Origin of the sequence: Cohnella sp. WQ 127256, assembly GCF_024519285.1 — a bacterium.
Classification (GTDB): domain Bacteria; phylum Bacillota; class Bacilli; order Paenibacillales; family Paenibacillaceae; genus Cohnella.
The window spans coordinates 492289-513451 of sequence record NZ_JAMZCY010000004.1; the positions used below are offsets into that span (position 1 = coordinate 492289).

At 45.0% G+C, this 21163-nt stretch carries 16 protein-coding genes and 1 riboswitch; of the genes, 7 read left to right on the top strand and 9 right to left on the bottom strand.

The genetic code is table 11. From position 1 onward, the window contains the following. Positions 1-18 precede the first annotated feature (18 nt). The 3 genes from M1K58_RS13790 to M1K58_RS13800 all read right to left on the bottom strand — a co-directional run bounded on the left by M1K58_RS13790 (position 19) and on the right by M1K58_RS13800 (position 5772). A complete protein-coding gene (locus M1K58_RS13790; protein ID WP_256759433.1) occupies positions 19-360 on the bottom strand; it encodes a zinc ribbon domain-containing protein YjdM in 342 nt (113 codons plus the stop codon). 114 nt (positions 361-474) lie between these two features. Then, positions 475-1146 (bottom strand): YdeI/OmpD-associated family protein, encoded by a 672-nt coding sequence (locus M1K58_RS13795; protein ID WP_256759434.1) that lies wholly within the window; start codon positions 1144-1146, stop codon positions 475-477. A gap of 144 nt (positions 1147-1290) precedes the next feature. Beyond that, positions 1291-5772: an NPCBM/NEW2 domain-containing protein gene (locus M1K58_RS13800; RefSeq protein ID WP_256759435.1), complete on the bottom strand. Its 4482-nt coding sequence runs from the start codon at positions 5770-5772 to the stop codon at positions 1291-1293. 80 nt (positions 5773-5852) lie between these two features. After that, a riboswitch (cyclic di-GMP riboswitch) is annotated at positions 5853-5940 on the bottom strand. A gap of 273 nt (positions 5941-6213) precedes the next feature. On the opposite strand from M1K58_RS13800, the gene M1K58_RS13805 reads away from it, so the two are divergent. Next, on the top strand, positions 6214-7266 hold the full coding sequence (locus M1K58_RS13805; protein WP_256759671.1) for an NADH:flavin oxidoreductase/NADH oxidase: 1053 nt from the start codon (positions 6214-6216) through the stop codon (positions 7264-7266). Positions 7267-7658: 392 nt separating this feature from the next. Here the strand turns inward: M1K58_RS13805 and M1K58_RS13810 are convergent, their stop codons facing one another. After that, a complete protein-coding gene (locus M1K58_RS13810; RefSeq protein ID WP_256759436.1) occupies positions 7659-8354 on the bottom strand; it encodes a hypothetical protein in 696 nt (231 codons plus the stop codon). A gap of 149 nt (positions 8355-8503) precedes the next feature. Here M1K58_RS13810 and M1K58_RS13815 point away from each other — a divergent pair, with 149 nt between their 5' ends. Both M1K58_RS13815 and M1K58_RS13820 read left to right on the top strand, forming a co-directional pair. Continuing rightward, positions 8504-9286 carry a gluconate 2-dehydrogenase subunit 3 family protein gene (locus M1K58_RS13815; protein WP_256759437.1) on the top strand — a complete coding sequence of 261 codons (783 nt, stop codon included), beginning with the start codon at positions 8504-8506 and terminating at the stop codon, positions 9284-9286. Positions 9287-9306: 20 nt separating this feature from the next. Next, positions 9307-11022 (top strand): GMC family oxidoreductase, encoded by a 1716-nt coding sequence (locus M1K58_RS13820; RefSeq protein WP_256759438.1) that lies wholly within the window; start codon positions 9307-9309, stop codon positions 11020-11022. Positions 11023-11134: 112 nt separating this feature from the next. Here the strand turns inward: M1K58_RS13820 and M1K58_RS13825 are convergent, their stop codons facing one another. From M1K58_RS13825 to M1K58_RS13835, 3 genes are read right to left on the bottom strand one after another with little or no spacing between them, the layout of a single operon-like run. Next, on the bottom strand, positions 11135-12904 hold the full coding sequence (locus M1K58_RS13825) for a carbohydrate-binding domain-containing protein (RefSeq protein ID WP_256759439.1): 1770 nt from the start codon (positions 12902-12904) through the stop codon (positions 11135-11137). A 22-nt stretch (positions 12905-12926) separates the two neighbouring features. Continuing rightward, positions 12927-13610, bottom strand: coding sequence for a DUF4956 domain-containing protein (locus M1K58_RS13830; RefSeq protein WP_256759440.1), 684 nt, complete (start codon positions 13608-13610; stop codon positions 12927-12929). Continuing rightward, positions 13607-14347, bottom strand: coding sequence for a polyphosphate polymerase domain-containing protein (locus tag M1K58_RS13835; protein ID WP_256759441.1), 741 nt, complete (start codon positions 14345-14347; stop codon positions 13607-13609). The genes M1K58_RS13830 and M1K58_RS13835 overlap by 4 nt, the downstream gene beginning before the upstream one ends. Positions 14348-14556: 209 nt before the next feature. On the opposite strand from M1K58_RS13835, the gene M1K58_RS13840 reads away from it, so the two are divergent. Both M1K58_RS13840 and M1K58_RS13845 read left to right on the top strand, forming a co-directional pair. Then, positions 14557-15234: a response regulator transcription factor gene (locus M1K58_RS13840; RefSeq protein ID WP_256759442.1), complete on the top strand. Its 678-nt coding sequence runs from the start codon at positions 14557-14559 to the stop codon at positions 15232-15234. Next, positions 15234-16499 carry a sensor histidine kinase gene (locus M1K58_RS13845; RefSeq protein ID WP_256759443.1) on the top strand — a complete coding sequence of 422 codons (1266 nt, stop codon included), beginning with the start codon at positions 15234-15236 and terminating at the stop codon, positions 16497-16499. The genes M1K58_RS13840 and M1K58_RS13845 overlap by 1 nt, the downstream gene beginning before the upstream one ends. A 97-nt stretch (positions 16500-16596) precedes the next feature. Here M1K58_RS13845 and murQ read toward each other — a convergent pair whose 3' ends face one another. Together murQ and M1K58_RS13855 are read right to left on the bottom strand one after the other, a co-directional pair. Next, on the bottom strand, positions 16597-17511 hold the full coding sequence (gene murQ, locus M1K58_RS13850; protein ID WP_256759444.1) for an N-acetylmuramic acid 6-phosphate etherase: 915 nt from the start codon (positions 17509-17511) through the stop codon (positions 16597-16599). A 67-nt stretch (positions 17512-17578) separates the two neighbouring features. Continuing rightward, on the bottom strand, positions 17579-18523 hold the full coding sequence (locus M1K58_RS13855) for a BadF/BadG/BcrA/BcrD ATPase family protein (protein ID WP_256759445.1): 945 nt from the start codon (positions 18521-18523) through the stop codon (positions 17579-17581). Positions 18524-18874: 351 nt separating this feature from the next. Here M1K58_RS13855 and M1K58_RS13860 point away from each other — a divergent pair, with 351 nt between their 5' ends. Next, a complete protein-coding gene (locus M1K58_RS13860) occupies positions 18875-20056 on the top strand; it encodes an exo-beta-N-acetylmuramidase NamZ family protein (protein WP_256759446.1) in 1182 nt (393 codons plus the stop codon). Further along, positions 20049-21161, top strand: coding sequence for a serine hydrolase domain-containing protein (locus M1K58_RS13865; protein WP_256759447.1), 1113 nt, complete (start codon positions 20049-20051; stop codon positions 21159-21161). Before M1K58_RS13860 ends, M1K58_RS13865 begins: the two co-directional genes overlap by 8 nt. Positions 21162-21163: the final 2 nt, after the last annotated feature.

The window sequence follows — 21163 nt, forward strand, 5'->3', positions numbered from 1 at the left end:
GTTTTCTCATCTCCGGATCTATATCTTCTTAACAAACTCCGATTTCAGTTTCATAGCTCCAAAACCGTCAATTTTGCAATCGATATCATGATCTCCATCAATCAATCGAATGCTTTTTACCTTTGTACCTATTTTAACGACTAATGAGGTTCCTTTTACTTTAAGGTCTTTAATTACAGTTACGGAATCGCCATCGTTTAGGACATTTCCATTAGCATCCTTGATAATCCTTACATCATCGTTATGATCGGACTCAGATTCCAAAGACCATTCATGAGCACATTCCGGACATACGAGCAGACTTCCGTCTTCGTAGGTGTATTCTGAATTACATTTCGGGCAGTTAGGTAAAGATGACATCGTTGCATGTACTCCAATCGTTAGTGTAAATTTGTAAAAATGATATGATATCTATACTGTCATAGTCTTCTCTTATTGACAATCATGACCGTGTGTATGCGAACCTGTTTGGGGCTAAGACTGATCCTTCCGATAGAGCTCGCGACTCTTATAGCCGGCCTGAAGAATCATCTTCATTTCCTCTCGACGCTTCGCTCTTGTTTCCTCTTGTTTAGCACTATAGACATAACGTGCCCAATCTTTGCGATAACCCGGGGTAAGCGATTGGTACAAGGCCAGTAAATCTGGCGCATCCTTCAAATCCTTCTCCACACTTGGAATTAAGGAAATGTAATCATCCACGCGTTGACTGGATTGCGAAGAAGACTGGCCCTTTCCTTTGGCATCTTCCTTTAATCCAACAACTGTAAACACATCATCTAAGCCTACCATACGTGCAAATTTGATATTGCTTGTCCCGACATAGCCATCCTCATCACTACCGATTCCCGCAAGTAGGTCGTCCCGATGAATATAGGTGGGGTAAACTTTGTTTCCCATTTTAGGATACGCCGCAAAGAGATAGCCATTCGTATGGAGCCTTCCAAGTTCAATCACTTGATCCACAAGCTCCTTCAGAGACTTCATATCTAGCACAAAGGCAAAGATGAGATCATACGCCTGCTCCTTGAGCGTCGTATCATAACCCGTCATCTCCGCAAAATACGCAGTTCCTTCTGGTGCATTCAATATCGCTACTTGAGCGTACTTGTGTAAATTCAACTTCTCTACTATCGACTTAGCCATTATGCTTCATCCCCTAACTGTTGTCGGATGCGTCTTCATTGATTCATGCTAATTATAATCATTTTATTGTTCGAGTCACAAACCTACAAACAAAAGCGACCTTATACCCGGGGAAAAGTATCCGAGAATAAGATCGCTTAAGATTTATTCGTTATCCGCCATATAAATGAGCTGTATGAGATTACCTTCCACCCGATAGGCCAGCAATAGCGTGTAGTATCCCTTAGCTTCATTCGTAAGGTCAATTGTAAACTTATCAGGGTTTACCACCCATCCGCTAACATCAAATAAAGTCTCTTTGTACGTTTTATTGTGTCTGACGACCGCTAGATAAGGGATAACCTTATTCCCATCTATTCCCGTAACCAGATTATCCACTTCAACGACCGGTCCTTTTAATTCCCTTACTTCCACCACTTGAGGATCCGCCATTAAGTTGTCCAGCTTCGTTAACCCTCTCAGTGGGGAGAAATCTGTAATTTCATTTCCGGTAATATCTAGTGATACTAAATTCTTAGCATACTCTAAGCCTTCAAGACTTCTGGCTCTTCTAGAATCGCTTGATAACGTTGTAAGCTTATGCATATCGCCCAGAGTGATGTCTCCGGTTAAGCCCAATGTTGTCTTAATAGAATCACTTAAATACTTATCCTTAACAGCAATAACTTGCGTGAAGTCTATTTTAACCAACCCATCTTTTGCTGCATTTAATGCGACTAGCGCTCCATCTACTTCAACCTGAGTTGCAACTTGGTTAGCTAGAACCCCTTCCGCTTGTGTAATGCTCATTAGCAAGGTTTCAATGCTTTCCGAGGTGTATCCCTCTTGATCCATGGCTCTTACATCTTCAATCGCTCGCTCCAGATCATTCGTGAACAATCTTTCCGCGTTAGCAAAATGTAGCTTCGAATCTCCCCATGTCGCATGGTCCGATCCGTTGCCGTTGCCTCCGTCAGTAACGACTAGCTTCAACTGCTTCGCTCCATTAATGTCCACCTCAATCCACTTTTGCGGATCTCGCGAATTCATTAACCCACTGTCGAATTTCTTCTCCCCATCTACATAAACCTCGAAGCTTACTGAACCAACAGATCCATGCATCTGCCGATCAACGCCAACGAATGAAGTGAAGTAGTCCACATTTTTACCGCTTAAATCGTACACAATTGTTGAGTTAGAATGTGTTCCAATACCCCTTGCATAGGTAACTTCCTTACCGTTATCATCCGTTAGTCTTAAAGCATTATCGCTAATGGAAATATCCTTCTTAGGAGCCGCATAACTATTTTGCGTAGACGTCCAAGGATCATCCGTTAAGTACTTGTAATCTTCCATGTTAACAACGGCTACCGTTCTCGTCTTCGCTACCGTATTCCCATCACTATCCGCTACGGTATAAGTGATCGTGTATTCCCCTGCTCTGTTGAAGTTTACCTGTTCCTCACCAGTAACAACGATCTGAGAAGTGATATCTCCGTCCTCTATATCTGTCGCGAAATAGCTCTCTTGGAAAGGGATCGGTTGACCTACTTTAGTTGAAATAGATTTAGGGATCGTAAGCTCGGGCGCACTGCTTTGAATGAGAAACTTAGCATCTGCCCAGACTGTATGGTCGGCCGTGTTCCCATTGTTATTAGCATCTGTTGTAACGAGCTTGATCTCTGTTGCTCCTGTAACCGGTATTTTCACAAATCCATGCTCGGTGTTCGACTTGAATACATCACTCGCCCATTTCTTCTCTCCATCTACATAAATCTCGAATGTTGCGGAGGAAGCACTGCCTCTCATGGATTGATCAATACCGATATAGCTTTCAAAGGAATCATAGCCCTTGCCCGCAATATCATATACGACCTCAGAATTCGCATGTACACCGATTCCTTTAGTATAAATGGCATCCTGACCTTGTCTAACTAGCGTGATCGCCCCCCCGGCTGGCGCCTTGTCCTTCATTAAACTTTTCCAGCCCACACGTACGGATTTGGCGGTCAGATCAGAAACATATGCATAATTACTAGCTACCGTGACGTTTGCCGTTTTGGATACCGCAGCTCCTCCACTCTTAATTTCAAAACCAACTTCATAGCTTCCCTTTTTCGTTACATCCACATTATTAAACGTGACTGCGACTTCGCTCGTAATATCATTTCCTTGATAACTAGTCGCCTTCACATAATGGATAGGGTCAAAGCTCTGATTAAGCTTAATTGTGATCTGATCTTCGACGGATAGCGCCGGTTTGAACGCCTTAATCTCTACGGGATTCAGTGTGTTTAGCTTTTTATCATAGCCCACGATTTGATAAGTATAGTTTGTATTCGTATCCATACCTTGGTCCACAAATCCATCCGTACCCGTAAAGCCTACTAATTTCCCATCTCTATACACCTCATAGCCTAAGAGATCCTTCTTAGACACTTGATCGATAGTGAAGCTTAACGTGTTGGACTTTGCAGCTACATTCCGACTGATGCCCACTTCTATGGAAGCATTCTTATCTTCTATTCCTGTTCCTTCATAATTAACAACTGAGTTATTGAGATACCAAAGTTTGTTGGAGGTCGGATATTTGCTTACCTTCTCTCTTGTTTCAGCATTGACGGTGAACCCATGCCTAGCAAAAAAGCTACTTAAATCTAAGCCCAGCACCTCGGAAGAGAATTCGATCAAATATTGCTGCTTCGAGTTATCTCCATTTGTAAGCGTGACTTTGCGATCTCTATATAAGCTGTTGAGCTCCTTCCAATATCCAGGATAGGCTAGCTCTAATTGCCAGTAGGTTCCCAGTCTTGCTCCAAGTCCCTGCTGATCCATAACCACTTTATTTTCTTCAATGACATATTTATAGATATCAGATTCAAATGGGATCCGATTATCCAGAGAGTTATAATCAACAGACATGGCCATCGATAACATGTTATTCGTAATCTCACCATACTCACGTTCCCCAACGGCCATACGGTGTCCAATCTCATGAGTCATCCCCCAGCCTGGATAGGTTTTGCTGAAATCAGCTAAGAGCAAGCCTACCTCTCCACGCTGAATCCCTGTATGATCACCTGCCGCATACATAAAACCGTACGGCTGCATCAACCGAATATTTTCCCTAATCTGCTTAGGATCATGGTTTACACTACGACCATCCAAGCCATAGAAATCAAACAGCTTCTCCATCCAAACATCATAGCCCGTTAACGTATCCATAGGGTTATGACCTTTCGTTATAAACTGGTTGTACGCATCGGTAGCTGTTCCGGTAAAAATAATTCGGTCGCTAACCATCTCCACTACGTCTATTAATTCCCTCTCTTTCACATTGGGATGTGCGGCTTTGTCTTGGTCTACTCTTTGTTTGTAGGCTGTTAAGAAAGCCTTAAATTGTTCCACGTCCGTATCCTTCGTCATCATAGGGAATCTCTCAAGCCCTTCAAATCTAATGCTCGGTGCCTTCCCTTGCTCTGCAGGAGTATATGGATTTACGACGTACACTGTGCCGCCTTTTGTGACATCGAATGCATACGCACTATTTGTCGGGATCTCAGGTACGGTTATCGTATTTTTACCTGGACGCAATGACACTCCCTTGGTCCAGCTGGACCAAGAACCCTCTTGTTGGGAGAAGACTAGCGAAGGTAATTTATCTTTCGAATCTACATCTACATCTACATAAACGTTTATTTTATCGCCCGGCATGGCGACGAACCCCGTAGGCTGATTATTCGTACCCAGTCCGAATCTTAGGTTTTGCTGAGCATGCTGCTTCATATTTCCATGCTGTTCAGCGGTAATGATCGTTCCTTCCATCTGAGCTTCGCCACTCACAATTCTGTTGGCTAAGTCCAATTGATCCTTCAGTTGGGGATATAAGGGATGTGACATCGCTTCAGCTGCTAGTGCATTGATTTTATCTACACTGTTGTACTCTGACACAACCGCACTCATCGTTCCATCGGTGAATAGGCCATTTACAGCATCGGTTACTAGATCTTCTTTATAAAAAGCAAACTCTGCCGCACTTGCCCAGTCCTGATTCGCTTTTGTGAATACGAATTTAATCCGCTTGAATTGTGCAGGAGCGAATTGTATCGCAACAACGTCTCCGGTAGACCCTTTGTATTCGCCAGTGGACACTAATGTAAAGTTATCACCTTCAGCCGTAGATGAACTATAGACTTCGAACTGTTGCGCAAAACCTTTGCCCTGCGCAGTTGATTGTCTAGCTGCGTACACGATTCTATTTAATAGGGTGGATTCATTCAGAACAAATACAACCTCGTTCGTAAAACCAGAAGCATTTGGTTTACCAGTCTCCCAGTGTGTATTCATATTTCCATCTATCGCCTTATCGATTGCCGAGTTTGGATAGTTACCGCCATTATTCGTTATCGATTTAATATTTGCACGATCCATTTTATATACCGTATTGTACGTAGTTAGAATTTCTTGTCCGTGTAGAGCAAACGGAGCAACAGATGCTACTTGTATACTCGCTGTATTGCTTCTATTCTCCATTACCGAACTTACTACGTTCACACTTTGTATTTCTCTCGCCGTAACCAGATCAGCGCTAACAGAAACATTCATTAAGATGGCCGCTGATGTTGCGACCGCAATCACTTTTTTCACGTCTAATTCCTCCTGATGTTTAATGACTAGCTACCTTTAAACGTGAAAAAGCTACCCCAAAGGAGCAGCAGAATATACTCTTTGGCAACTGGCTGACATCGTTATTAGATAACCTTAGTCCCTGTAGCTTTGCGTCCCTATATTTCTATAGGTTTGCCTATTCAGTTGTATGTTCATTTCAAACAGTAACATAGCCCTACCTGATCTCGCATGAACATTTGGTAGCATATCAGTAACCTATCAGCAGCCTATAAGATAGGCACTAGAACCTTACTTGAAGCTTTTCCTGATACTTTTGAACTGGACGAAGGTAAGAAAAAACACATCTTCAATGTTTGACTCTCCCAACCAGACTCCTTGTTTTGGCCTTGTGGAATTATTTGGTATAATCAAAATGCCAAACCATGAGCAAACTGGTATTAGAAAAAGGAGTGTTGTATCCTGGCACAATTAGATGATCCATTTACTTTCAAAGGCTTGAATCTTAAAAATAGAATTGTCATGCCACCTATGTGTCAATACTCGGTTGAAGCACAGGATGGTACACCCAATGACTGGCACTTCGTTCATTATGTATCCAGAGCCGTCGGTGGTGCAGGACTTATTATTATGGAAATGACCGATGTGGAGCCTGATGGTCGTATTTCGAATCAAGATTTAGGATTATGGTCCGATGATCAAATTCCCGCTTACAAGCGTATCATCACAGAAGTCCACAAATACGGAACGAAGATAGGCATCCAAATTGCTCACGCAGGGCGAAAAGCAGAAGATGCCTCACAGCCGGTCGGTGCATCCGATATTCCTGTAAATGTACTTCAGGAGGAAAGTATACGTGGCGAATCAAAGCTACCACGAGCACTCTCTACCCAAGAAGTAAAAGAAATGGTTACTAAATTCAAAGAGGCAGTAGGCCGAGCTGTTCAAGCTGGGTTCGATACGATTGAGCTACACGGCGCTCATGGTTATTTAATCCATCAATTCCATTCCCCTGGCATTAACAACCGGACCGACGAATATGGGCAAGATCTAGCTCAATTTGGGGTCGAAGTTGTCCAAGCGGCTCGCAGCGTGATGCCCGCTGACATGCCTCTTCTTATGAGAATCTCCGCTATTGAATATATGGATGGGGGCTATCAGCTAGAGCACTCCATCGAGGTGGCGAAGCGTTACAAAGAGGCTGGTGTCGATATCTTCCACGTCTCTACGGGTGGAGAAGCTCCTCCAGGGAAATTGAAGCCTGCCAATCACCCTGGATATCAGGTTCCATTCGCCCGAGCGTTCAAGCAAGCATTGAATGTACCCGTTATTGCCGTAGGCAACTTGAACGATCCTCTTCTTGCAGAAGCCACAGTCGCAAACGGCGACGCTGATCTCGTGGCAGTTGGGCGTGGCATGTTAAACGACCCTTACTGGGCATTACACGCTATCCAAACCGTCACAAGAAAAGTTGATCCACCGGTTCAATATCAAAGAGGTATCTACGTGCGATAGCAAATCTCATTCACCCCTTGAGGTTGATTTTTTTAGCTTCCGAAGAGCATCGGGGTATGGCGGATGGGACCTCTCAAGGGTACGAGAAGACCTTGCTGCCCATAGCGCTTATTATTACACCTTCAGTCACGCTTCATGAAGTTGATCTGTAACTACTTTGTCTTCCCAGATCGTTGGTTTTCCGTTAAGTTTCTGTTGTGTTCACAACAGTTGAAACCGTAGCGATCGTTAATGTCGGTAGCCTTGAAATAGGAGAATTAAACCATATTTTGTAGAATCTTTAGAATTAACCCTATACATGTTGGATTCAACATAAAGAGAGAGCCTCCCGCAAAAATGCGAGAGACTCTCTTTCTGATATCTAATGCTTAATATGTTACTTTTGCCCTTCTTCATTTCGAACCCTTCGCATGCTTGAGAATAAGGGCAATATCCTTACTATGCGCTTTACTGGATAAAGCTTTGGGACCGTTCCCTTTGGCTTCAGCTCTCTCCATTGCAGCTATCCCATCCGGGTGAGTAACCGTAAGCACGTGGGCTTTTCCCCCTAACATCGATTGAACACGGTGCCTTGCTTGCTCCAGATAATCATCCTTTTCTTTAACAGAACGAACAGCCGTGCTTCCACTAGAATGCGCATTGCTCGTTCCGGACTGACCGGTATAAGGGCTTAACAATTTCCTTTGTAACGGGTCGATGCCCGAAGCGCCTCCCCGTTGTTCCCCAAGGACAACCTTATCTCCGACCATAAGCACCTTGATTCCCTGAATTCCTTGCTTATTTAGCATGTCCTCCAACTGTCCCGATTTTCCCTCGGCACTTAACCCGGAACTCCCAATTCGGCTGTGTATCGTCGTGCCCATTCCGTTATAGTTGGTACCTTTCCGATTCGTCGTTGTGTATTTAGGTCCGTTGTAGCTTGGAATGACCGAAATTTTGTTGATATTCCCCTCATGCACGGCTTGTCGGGGCGCAGACTTCATTTGTAAAGACTTTTGCGACACACCCGATTGGCCAGTCGAACAAGCAGAAAAAAGGAATACTGCACATACAACAGGAATCACCGCTTTGAACGCCTTTTTGCTCATTGGAACACCCCCTCTAAAATTACTTCTTCCGCCTTTAGCATTTTCTTAGATGGCGATCATTATTTATGGAGGTTTTAGGGAATGCTCTTATTGGCGGCAACTCCCTTGAATGAAATCTGATTAAACAGGAATGCAGGAGGTAATTAATCATGGCAGACTCCAAGCACGATCCAACGAACCACAACGAGCAGCAACCGCTATCGAGCTCGCGCCGTAATTTCCTCAAAGGCACAGGGCTTGCGGTTGGAGGCTTAATTGTGGGTGGCGTGGTGGGCAACCTGATACGCCCAACGACAAAAGAACCGACGAACCCGTCCGTTCCAACCTCACCTGAAGCTACAACAGCTGTGAACTACAATCAGGCTCTAATGTATTTTAGCCAGGAGCAGTTCAAGATTGTCGATGCGGCAACAGAACGGATTTTCCCGAAAGACGATCAGTTACCAGGCGCTCAAGAGCTGGGCGTAGCTTATTTTATCGATCACCAGCTAGCAGGCGAATGGGGCATGAACGGACGCGAATATATGCAAGGGCCTTTCTTTGTGGGAGAAGTTACACAGGGTTATCAAGGGCATTTGCGACGTAGAGAAATTTTTGAGATCGCTCTAAGGGAAATACAGAACTATAGTAACGAGAAGTACCAGAAAGATTTCCCTAAGCTTTCCGCAGAAGAGCAGGATGCTGTATTGAAAGCATTCCAGAATGATGAGGCGAAGCTTACCACGATCTCAGCAAGTGCATTTTTCAAAATGCTCGTTAGCAGTACGATGGAAGGCGTATACGCAGATCCACTGTATGGTGGGAATGGGAACATGAATGGTTGGAAAATGAAGAACTTTCCGGGTAACCAGATGGCGTATACGGAAATCATTGAGAAGGAAGAGTTTGTGAAGATACCGCCGGTGAGCTTGCGAGAACATATGGTACTATAATGCGCAAATGAGGGATTAGGGTGGCAAAAAAATTACCTAAGGTAGATGTTGTCATTGTCGGTGTTGGCTGGGCTGGCGGCATAATCGCCGCGGAACTGACGAAGGCCGGTCTTAACTGCGTAGGTCTAGAGCGAGGTAAGGATCGCAAGACCGAGGATTATTATATGGTGCATGATGAGCTTCGTTACGCACGCCGCTACGAGATGTTTCAGGATCTGTCCAAAGAAACGATCACGTTCCGTCCGAACGAGAAGATTCGTGCACTTCCGATGCGTTCCTACGGTTCGTTCTTGCTCGGCGACGGGCTAGGTGGTGCAGGCGTTCACTGGAACGGAATGACATTCCGCTTCTTGCCATACGATTTTGAGATAAGGTCAAAAACAATTGAACGCTATGGCAAAAACAAAATCCCAGCAGACATGACCATTCAGGATTGGGGCATTACCTATGACGAGCTGGAGCCGTATTTTGATAAATTCGAAAAAATGACCGGTATTTCCGGAGAAACCAATCCACTCGGGGGCAAGCGCTCCAGCGACTATCCGACGCCACCGATGAAAGCTTCACCTGTGATGAAGATGTTTCTTGAGGCGAACAAGAAGCTGAATCATCACCCGTTTATTATGCCTTCCGCTAATCTGTCTACGGACTACACCAATCCCGATGGAATCGAACGTGCCGCCTGCCAATACTGTGGATTTTGCGAACGGTTTGGTTGCGAATATGGAGCGAAAGCCGATCCGGTTGTGACGGTCATTCCAGTAGCGAAAAAAACCGGAAAGTTCGAGATTCGGACGCATTCCAACGTCAGACGGGTACTACATACAGGGAAGAAAGCCACCGGTGTTATGTATGTCGACCTTACAACTGGCGAAGAAATCGAACAGCCGGCTGATATCGTTATCCTGACAAGCTATGTGTTCAACAATGTGCGGCTGCTGCTCACGTCCAACATCGGCAAGCCATACGATCCGACGACGGGCAAAGGAGCTGTTGGCAAAAACTACGCTTATCAGGTTGAGGCAGCCGCAGGGGTTGGCTTCTTTGAGAGCAAGGAATTCAACCTCTATTCCGGAGCCGGCTCGATGGGAGTAACCATCGATGATTACAATGGAGATAATTTCGACCATAAGGATCTCAATTTTATCCATGGAGCGAATATCTCTTACTCACAGTCTGGCAGTCGACCGATTGCGAACAACACAGTGCCACCCGACACACCTGGCTGGGGCCAAGCCTTTAAGTCCGCTTCTCTCAAATATTACAACCGCAACGTCATGGTATGGGCTGAAGGCTCCTGCATGGCGTACAAGCATCATTTCCTTGATCTGGACCCCACCTACAAAGACTCATTCGGTGATCCGTTGATGCGAATTACGTTCGACTTCGAAGAGCAGGACAAGCAATTGGTGAAATACCTAGGTGACAAATGTGGTGCCATTCTTAAGGAAATGGGAGCAGACCAAGTCGTCGTCTACAATGAACAGGGGCCGTACGAGATCACCAACTACCAGTCTACGCATAATACAGGCGGCGCTATTATGGGCGCTAGTCCAGATACGTCAGTAGTTAACTCGTACCTACAGGCGTGGGATATGGAAAACCTGTTTGTTGTCGGCGCTTCCGCATTCGCTCACAATAGTGGCTACAACCCTACAGGAACAGTCGGTGCTCTAGCCTATCGCGCAGCTGAAGGTATTGTGAAGTACAGCAAAAGTGGGGGAAGTCTTGTATAGGTTGGTTTGACCAACTTTTCTCGACTTCCGGTCCATTAGACCGCTCGGAGCGGCTTAGCGAAACGACCAAAACGCCTCATCCGCATTAAAGCGGAGTGAGGCGTTTTATTATTTACTGCTTCTTCATTGGTCGCTCCCCATCTGGAGGTGTTCGATCTCCACCCTGTCCGGGATTTCCACCTTGTCCGCGATTCCCGCCACCCGGTCCTCCCATCCCGCTTCTAGCTTCAGTCACACCTGATTCGTTCAGCCAGGTTACGATGCTTGCAGTCTGAAACTCAACAACCTTCGTACCGTCTTTATAATCGCCACCGTCATAAATTCCATTCATCTCGGTGCCCGTCGATGTCCCCCCTGAGTAAAGGGTATAGCTAGCCTCCTTCTTCATATTCGGAGAGCTAATGAACACGGATTGATAATCTTTGGAAGGAGCAAAGGTGATGACGTTATTGCCTTCGCTATCTTCCAGATGAACCATCGTACCCGCCGACTGAGTCTGAGGATAGGTCATCATAATGCCATATTGCGTCGATGAATCAGATGTGGCCTGCGCCATGCCTGAGCTACCAGCAGCAACGAGAACTCCACCCGTCATTTCGAAGGTACCATCATAATCCAAAGCACCGTTGCCATTGTTGGTCGGACCGTTAACCATAACCGTTCCGCCCGTCATCACAATTGAACCGTTCGCATCCAATCCATCACCTTGAGCATCAACCGTTAAATTTCCACCACTAATCGTAATCATGTTGGATGAAGCTGCACCCGATTGAGGGCCTCCACTTCCAGCACTTCCCTCAGTCTCAGTGGATGCATCATCTCCCCCTGCAGCATTTACTCCATCGTCTGTGGACACCACACTGATTGTGCCATCCGAAATCTTAATTGTTGGAGCCTCAATCCCCTCATTACTTTTAGTAATATCGATCGTACCTCCTGCGATTGCGATCGACACATCCGCATGAATGGCATCGTCACCTGCAGCTATAGCAATATCTCCATCAGCTATTCCAATACCACCGCTACTATGCAGGGCATCTTCACCGGAATTAAGGCTAAACGAACCTCCCGTAATGTCGATATAACCTAGGGAGTCCACCTCGTCATTCGTCGTTTTAACTCCATGTCCGCCTGCTTCGATTGTGATATTACCTTCTTGGACAGCAACCAAATCACGTCCCATCAGCCCATCATCAACAGCATGGATTTCCAGCGTTCCTCCTGTTATTTTCAGCTCATCCTTACTTGTTATCCCATTGTTATAGTTACCTTGAACGATGAGCTTGCCCGTACCATTAATCGTGAGATCATCTTTACTGAAGATCGTCGCGTTAGGCTCGTCTGTAGACGCATCCGGGTAAACGTAAGCTTCTCCATCCGTAATCTGGTTTTCCGTCCCCTCTTGTAAAGAAATAATCGTCTTGCCCGCTTCTTCCACGTAGATTGGGGCGGTGCTGCTGTTGTAAATGTCCACTCCGTTTAAGACTAAGCGAACAATTCCTTTATCCTGCACGTTGACCACAATTTGCCCGTCATCGAGCTTTCCACTCAGCACATAAGTACCCGCCGCTGTAATCGTAATCGTGCTGTCCTTAACTGTTGCTCCAGACCCCTCGACGCTTGCCCCTGAACCATTTAGTTTAATCTCAATCGGATTATCGGAACTCCAATCTGTATAATAATCATTCTCTGCATACTCGATCTTCTTTATCAGATCAACGCTAGCTAATTGTGCGCCTGCTGTCGTCCCATTGGTTTCATTCAACACTGGCGATGAAGCTCCAGCATTAGAGGTTGTTGCAGAATTATTACTGCATGCCGACAAAATAACAGCGCATAATAGAACGACACCTAATTTTTTAACCGTCCACTTGTTTTTCATTGTTCATCTTTCCTCTCTTATTTTAGTATTCTGAAGCGGTGGGGCTCATCGTTAAGGTAATATCCAAATTCCCGTTCCTACATCTGATGGCGTCGAGAAATTCCTTCTGGTTCGTCAGATGGTCGATCGTAACCACATAAACCAATTCGTACAAGCTGCCTAGCTCGGTCGTTCTGACCTTTCTCAACTCGTAATTAATCTTGAATTGCTTGAAAATCTCATCGAAGGCTTCCTCGTACCCTAGATTTTCCGGAATCGTAATTTTAAGCATTTTCTGCGCCGCTTTTTTGGCCCCAAAGTTAATCACCTTCAGGAAGAACATCAGTAAGCAGAGACATACTGTGAACAATATGGCGTAACCAAACGATCCAACACCGCATGCAAGTCCAGCTGCCATTGTAAACAATACAAATGCGATATCCTTCGGGTCGCCTGGCGCGCTTCTAAACCGAATAATGGAGAAAGCCCCCGCAAGACTGAAAGCTCTAGCAATGTTACTACCAATAAGCAAGATGATTATGGCTACAATCGTCGGTAGCACGATCATCGTCAAAGCGAAGCTCTGAGTATACCCTGTTCCAGTTTGAGTCTTCATATAGGTAAAGCTGATAAGTGCGCCTAAAGCGATGGAAATCACGATGGTTAGCACGGCAGTAGATAAAGTTAATTCTGAGCTCGTCGTTGAAGCAAAAATAGATTCGATCATAAAAAAATTCTCTCCTTCTCTAATTTGTTGTTCATCAACATTTTTTTGTATTCGTTGCCGTACTTGGAGAAGCTCGTCCGATACATCTGATGCTCTGACAGCATTCTGGACAGCCACATCGGAATTGTTTTCTCCGCCTTCACTTCCATTAACCATTGCCCACGGTCTAACAGCTGTTCCCCATGGTCTCCATTCTCAAGTCGAAGATCATCACGTCTTGATCTAATGTTCGTGTCAAAAGTAATTCGCAAATCCCGGTTATTTTTGCAGAACATCGCTATTCGGTCATAAGCCAGATACACCTTCGGTTGTAAGTCATAACGTTGTAAAAAATACTGAATCTCATGGATGACTTGTTTATTCATATACTCTCTGAGTTCCGGCTCCGTCCCCGTCCGAACGAATTCGAAAGCCTCGTTCAGCTTCAGCGCTGTCCTCCTCTTGTTCACCAAGCCGAACACCTTCTTCTTAAGCTCCAAGTACACTTTTGCGTCTTTTGCTGGAATGCCGTAGGCTCTAATCCGGAGTTTTTCCCTGTATTTCGGCTTTGCTAGGCTATTTCGGATTAATGAATCATGCTCGGTATCGAAGTATATGTTGCTAATGGAATAGAACTTATCGTTCTTGTTGTACTCATCAAGCTCCATATATTCAAGCAATCGGTTATATAAAACATAAAAAGCTTTGCTATCCATCAGATACTTGCTTTCGTATCGATTGAACACTTCAATGGCCATCGGTTGCGCTCCTTTCATTGGGCGAATGCATCGCCGTTCCATGACTGTATCTTAGAGCCGGAACCTTTAATGAATCTTAAATGTCCGAAGCCATTCGAATTTTTTCCTAAAGTATGGTCTAATGCTACTATTAAGGTTGATTAAAGGTTCGATTAATACAATGATCATGTAATGAAGCTTTACCATGAACACGTGAAGGGGAAGCGACCATGAGAATATTAATCGTAGAAGACGAGGTCCATCTTGCCGAAGCATTAGCCCAAATATTAAAAAAACATCATTACTCTGTCGATGCTGTCCACGATGGTCAATCAGGGTTAGATAATGCTTTAAGTGGCATATATGATTTGTTGTTGCTCGACATCATGCTTCCTGAAATGGATGGAATGACTCTATTAAGGACTCTACGGGGCAAAGGGATTTTCACACCCGTTATTTTGCTGACGGCTAAGGGAGAAATTTCCGATAAGATCTCCGGACTGGATTACGGCGCAGACGACTATGTAGCCAAACCGTTCTCGACGGAGGAGCTATTAGCTAGAATAAGAGCGGCATTACGGCGTAAGGGAGAAGTCGTGCCAGAGGATGCGTTAAAATTTGGCGATATGGAGCTTAATACGGGGAATCTCAAGCTCTCTTGCAAAGGAAAAGAACTCAAGCTGATCTTAAAAGAAAGCGAATTATTGGAGCTATTAATATCGAGGAAAAGTGCAGTCACTTCCAAGGAGCAGATTATTGAAAAGCTATGGGGCTTCGATTCGGAGGTTGAACATAATAACGTGGAAGTATATATTTCTTTCATCCGGAAAAAGATCTCTTTTCTGAATTCATCCGTCCGCATTAATACCATCAGAGGCGTAGGTTATGTATTGGAGGAAACCCCTTAATGTTCAACAAACTCAGGAATCGGTTTCTTATCGTTAACCTGGTTATCATCTCCTTCATGATGCTCTTGGCTTTCGCTTCTATTTATACGATTACCTATCAGAACGTGCGTAGCGATATCGAATCCGAGCTGCATAGTGTATCCGAATTTTATCGCAAACAAGATGGCAAACTCGGAGAGCCTCGACAGGGGCTGGGCGGGGATCATCTACCTCAGCTCTCCAAGGGCAAAGCGAACCCACCGCCGGAACGATCGGTCTCCTTCTCCTTACAGACGGACGAGCAATGGAACATTATCGCTACGGACTCCCGATTCGATATGGACAGTGAATTCTATGAGCTTGCAATTGATAAAGCCGCTTCCGATCCTACGAAGAATGGCCCATTTACCTTGGATGGCAACAGATGGGCTTATACTGTACAACAGAATCAGGCAGGATACTCCATTGTATACCTTGACGTCACCGCCCAGCAGAAGATCGTTACGAATCTCATCTACACATTCGCTGTCGTCGGATTGGTTATGCTCATCGTTATTTTCTTTACGAGCCGTTTTTTCGCGAACCGATCCATTCAACCGGTCAAGGAAGCCTTTGATAAGCAGAAGCAGTTTATTGCCGATGCCTCCCATGAATTGAAAACTCCGTTAGCCGTCATTAACACCAATGCGGACGTCCTCTTATCTAATAGCGAGGACACCATTCACAATCAATCGAAGTGGCTGCACCGCATTAAATCGGAAACGGAAAGAATGAAAACACTAACTAACGATCTTCTGTACTTAACGGAAATGGACGATTCCAGAGCCAGCATGATCTTCACGAACTTTAACGTGAGTGAAGCCGTCGAGGGCATCATTCTAACGATGGAGGCCGTTATGTTTGAGAAGGATATTTCGCTAAGCTACAAGATTGAACCTAACTTGACCGTACGCGGCAACAACGAGCAAATCAAGCAGGTGGTGATGATCCTCTTAGACAACGGCATCAAATACACCAATTCCAAGGGCTCCATAGCTCTCACACTCAAGAAGTCGCACAACGACATTCTGCTAACCGTGACGAATACGGGAGAAGGCATTCCTCCCGAGCATCTCGAAAGAATCTTCGATCGCTTCTACCGTGCCGACGCCTCCAGATCACGCAAACAAGGCGGATATGGCCTTGGTTTAGCAATAGCCAAGTCGATTATTGAGCAGCATAAGGGAAGAATTTATGCCCGAAGTGTGCCGAATGAAACTACGTCGTTCTATGTTCAGCTTCCTTAGGGAAGCTGCTATCACTCTCATAAGCGAGCAAGTACGAGAACGGAAAGAACCACAACCTACTTTATCGGTTGTGGCTCTTTCTATTCGCTCATTATAATTACACCTGGACATTGGCAAGAAGAATCGCCTTACGAACAAACCCATCTGCTTGCTCTAGAAGCCTAGTCGCTTCTTCTACAGGGACACCAACTAGAATCATTACAATAGCTGTTTTGACATGATGGCCGGAGTCCTCATATGCTTGTTGAATCGTTTCTTCGTCAGCACCGGTAGCCATCTCAATCAATCGCTTCGCGCGAACAACTAGCTTCTTGTTGGAGGATTGCATATCTACCATTAAATTGTCATAGACCTTGCCGCTCAATATCATAGAGGCAGTAGTCATCATATTCAAGATCATCTTCTGCGCAGTGCCCGCCTTCATTCTTGTAGAACCCAACACGACTTCTGGGCCTACAACGGCTTCGATCATAATGGATGCCAAGTCTCTCATAGCAGAATTCTGGTTATTCGCAACGCCCACTACGGTCGCGTTAAGCTCTAGTGCTCTCTTCATTGCCCCGATTACATAGGGAGATCGTCCACTCGCAGATATGCCAACGACAACGTCGCGTTCGTTGACTTCAAACCGATCGACATCAGACTTCCCTAAATCCTCGTTATCCTCAGCTCCTTCAACCGCATTTTGGATCGCAGTTGGTCCACCAGCAATGACCCCTATCACTTGACTAGGATTAGTCCCGTAAGTAGGAGGACATTCAGAGGCATCTAGTATGCCCAGCCTTCCGCTCGTTCCGGCACCAAAGTAAAGTAGCCTTCCACCCACCTTGAAGCTACTTACAATAGCTTCAACAGACTTGGAAATCTCAGGCATGCACTCTTTCACAGCGTTAGATACTTTACTATCCTCAATATTAATCAACTTTAGAATATCAATGGCTGATTGTTGATCAATATGACGTGTATTTTCATTTTGTTGTTCAGATGTTAAGTGTTTAATGTCAATACTCATGAACAAATCCTCCTTAAAGTATGGCAAAGTTTAGCGATCCTATGGGCACGACTTACTAGGCGATCTTTCAGTGTCCCCAATCGTCCACTTCCCTTGCTGCCAGCAGGGCGGCTCCATAAGCGGGTGTTTGTTCGGCGGCAACAATCGTTGGCTGCTTCCATATAGCCTCTAACTGCTTCTTGTAAGTTTCCTTGTACAAGGAGGAGTGCTTGAATATTGAACCTGTTACAGCAATTGGAGAATTCGCAAACCAACTATCCTTCGTACGTATTGCGCCTGTCAGATTAGCAAGATCCGTTGCTACGCTCTTAATAATCTCTTGTGCCGCTTGATCATCAAGCTCCGCTGCTCGTATACACAGCTCTGCGGACTCCGCAATGTGCTTCTTTTGAATATGAGGTTGATATATATACGAACGAAGCTCTTGAGGAGAGCGGAGACCATACAGATCAGTAACTAGCTTAGTTAATTGTGTTGGTGGTCGTATTCCATCATAGGCGCTCATAACAGTCTGTAAGGTCATTAGACCAATCTCATAGCCGCTACCTTTATCGCCAAGAATATGCCCCCAACCTCCTGTACGAAAGTTGTGACCCGTTGGAGTAATCCCGTAAACAATAGCTCCAGTGCCTGCAATTGCAATAATGCCCTGATTATTACCTAGTCCGGCCATAAGCGCGATTTCTGCGTCATTCGTTACTCGAATGGGAAGATTAGGGGCTCCTCGTTCAACGAAATATCGTTGGACAAGCTGCAACATTCTTCCCTTTTCTTGCTCCGTATCTACTCCTGCCAACCCTAAGCATACGCCTTGGCAATGCACAGGTTCGAGGGAACCTTTATCATATAACTGATCTAATAGCTCTATGATATGGATCTGGGCTTTATCTAACGTTACGGCTTTAGGGTTGCTCGCCCCTCCCTTATATAAGGAAAGCTCGTAGCCATCCGCATCGACGGCAACCATTTCTGTTTTTGTGCCTCCACCATCGAAACCAAGCACATACTTCATTATGTCTCCCCCAAATTCTGGCATTGTATTTGAAACGGTCATAGGCTGGGAATGATAATATAATAATCTATATATACCTAGTTGTAAAATAAAATTTTATGAATATATCACATATTACGAATGAAACTAGTAACAACTGATTTAAGTATAAACGAAAATTAGCCGAGTTTACGCAACAACATTCAAACAAAAACCCCGTAAATACAAGGAAATATTCATAATTAACCAAGACAGAACGCTAATTATTCACTCTTATTTTACGTAAAAAAATATTTTATATTGAAATTAAATTTCAAAATGATATAATTACGATAGATTGAAACCAGATGGATCATAGAGGGGGCATGTGGGTTGAATAAGCAGGTGTTGGTTGGAGCCGACCAGCTTTCGACCATTGGAAGTAAGCTTTTAAAGGGCAAACGCTTTGCAGTACTCACAAATCCGACAGGCATCGACTCCAAGTTCCGTTCAACGCTTGATATTTGTAAAGAAATAGAAGGAGCCACGTTCAGCGCATGCTTTGCATGTGAGCATGGCTTGCGAAACGAGAAGCAGGCCGGTGTATTGTTCGAGGATGCGATTGACCCAGAGTATGGCATTCCTGTTTACAGTCTCTATGGATCAAATCGTCAACCAACTGAGGAAATGCTGCGGGATATCGATGTTGTTGTTTTCGATATTCAAGATCTAGGCATTCGGTTTTATACGTATTTGACGACACTGATCTACATGATGCAGGCATGTGCAAAGTATAATGTCGCTTTGATCGTGCTAGACCGTCCCAATCCACTTGGAGGTAACCACATTGAAGGGGGTATGCTGAAAGAGCCTTTCTTCTCAATGGTAGGTGCCTGGAAAATGCCGGCTATGACGGGAATGACTATTGGAGAGTTTGCAAGACTTGTTAACGGGCAGATGGATAAAGCTTGTGAGCTACAGGTTATCCCACTCGTTGGCTGGAATCGTTCCACGGAATTTCCCGATACCGGTTTACCTTGGATTATGCCATCTCCCAATATGCCTACGATAAATACCGTCCGGGTATATGCAGGTAACTGTGTTTTTGAGGGTACGAATCTTTCCGAAGGACGGGGAACAACGCGGCCATTTGAGATGGTTGGAGCACCTTGGCTACAGCATCGTAAGCTATGCGATTCAATGAACGATATGAAGCTTCCGGGAGTATGGTTTCAACCAGTCACTTTTTCACCCACATTTCAGAAACACGCTGGACTCCTATGTAATGGAATTATGACCTACGTAACAGATAAAACACTGTATCATTCGACAGAAACCGGTCTACGACTACTTCATCAAATCATGATGATGCATCCAGATGAGTTTGAGTGGAGGGGCAATGAGGACGGCCTACCCTTCATTGATATTTTGACTGGAAGCGATATCGTTCGTACATCATTACATCAGCCTAACGTATTAGAATCGATTATCGCGCAGTGGAGAAGTGATTGCGCGGATTGGGAGCAAATACGAAAACCTTACCTATTATATGAGGACGTCGGAGATAATGACTGAACATATGGATCTCGTGGGGGCTGCTTCTTGGCATACCTCTCCCTCCAGCTTGGAGGAGGTATGGGGGCCAATACGCGAGGCTGTCCACAATAGGCTAATTCCAGGGGCTGCCGCGGCAATTCAATGGAAGGGTAAACGAATCCGCTATGCCACAGGCTTGTCCGTGGATACGGACGAAGAAATGCTACCTGTGCGTTACGATACGATTTATGATTGCGCTTCACTAACCAAAGTTGTCGTAACATTGCCTCTCGTGCTCATGCTAATGGATCAAGGTAAGCTTCAGCTAGAGGATCATATCTCTAATATTGTTCCTGAATTTACACGCAACGAAGCCAAAGCGATGACGATCCGTCACTTGTTAACGCATACATCAGGACTTGCATCTAGCGGTGACTTTCATTCTCTACCTTGTACATTGGACAACTTACTTCATCGCTTGGGTAGTGAGCCGCTCAGTTTTGAGCCAGGCAAACAGGTTGTTTACAGCGATTTAGGGTTTATCGTACTGGGGTCTATCATAGCCCGTATGATGGATATGAGCATCGACCAAGCAGCTAAACGGTATATCTTTGACCCGCTTGGTATGAGGGATAGCTGCTTTTGCCCACCTTCTGACCTACTGCCACGAATTGCTCCGACGGAGATGTCACAGGAAACCGGCAAGCATTGGCGAGGCATCGTTCATGATGAGAATGCTCGAGCTCTTAAGGGTATAAGCGGCCACGCTGGACTTTTCTCTACTGCCGACGATTTGTTACAATACGCAGCATTATGGCTGAATAAGGGCTTTGTTAACAATCAATGCTTGATCTCACCAGCGACGATTGCAACCTCGATCGAAAGTCAGACTCGTAATCTGAGTAGCAGGCGCGGCCTTGGTTGGGTACTGAGGGGAGATCAGGCCGATGTATCCGGCTCCTTATTCTCGCATGAGACTTATGGACACACCGGCTTCACAGGTACAAGCCTTTATATCGATCCAAAGCTTAACCGGGCTGTGGTACTGCTTACAAATCGTGTGCACTATGGCCGTGGTCACAATATCACACAGCTAAGAAGTCATTTTCATGATGCAGCTGCTGCAATAACTAACGATATATAAAT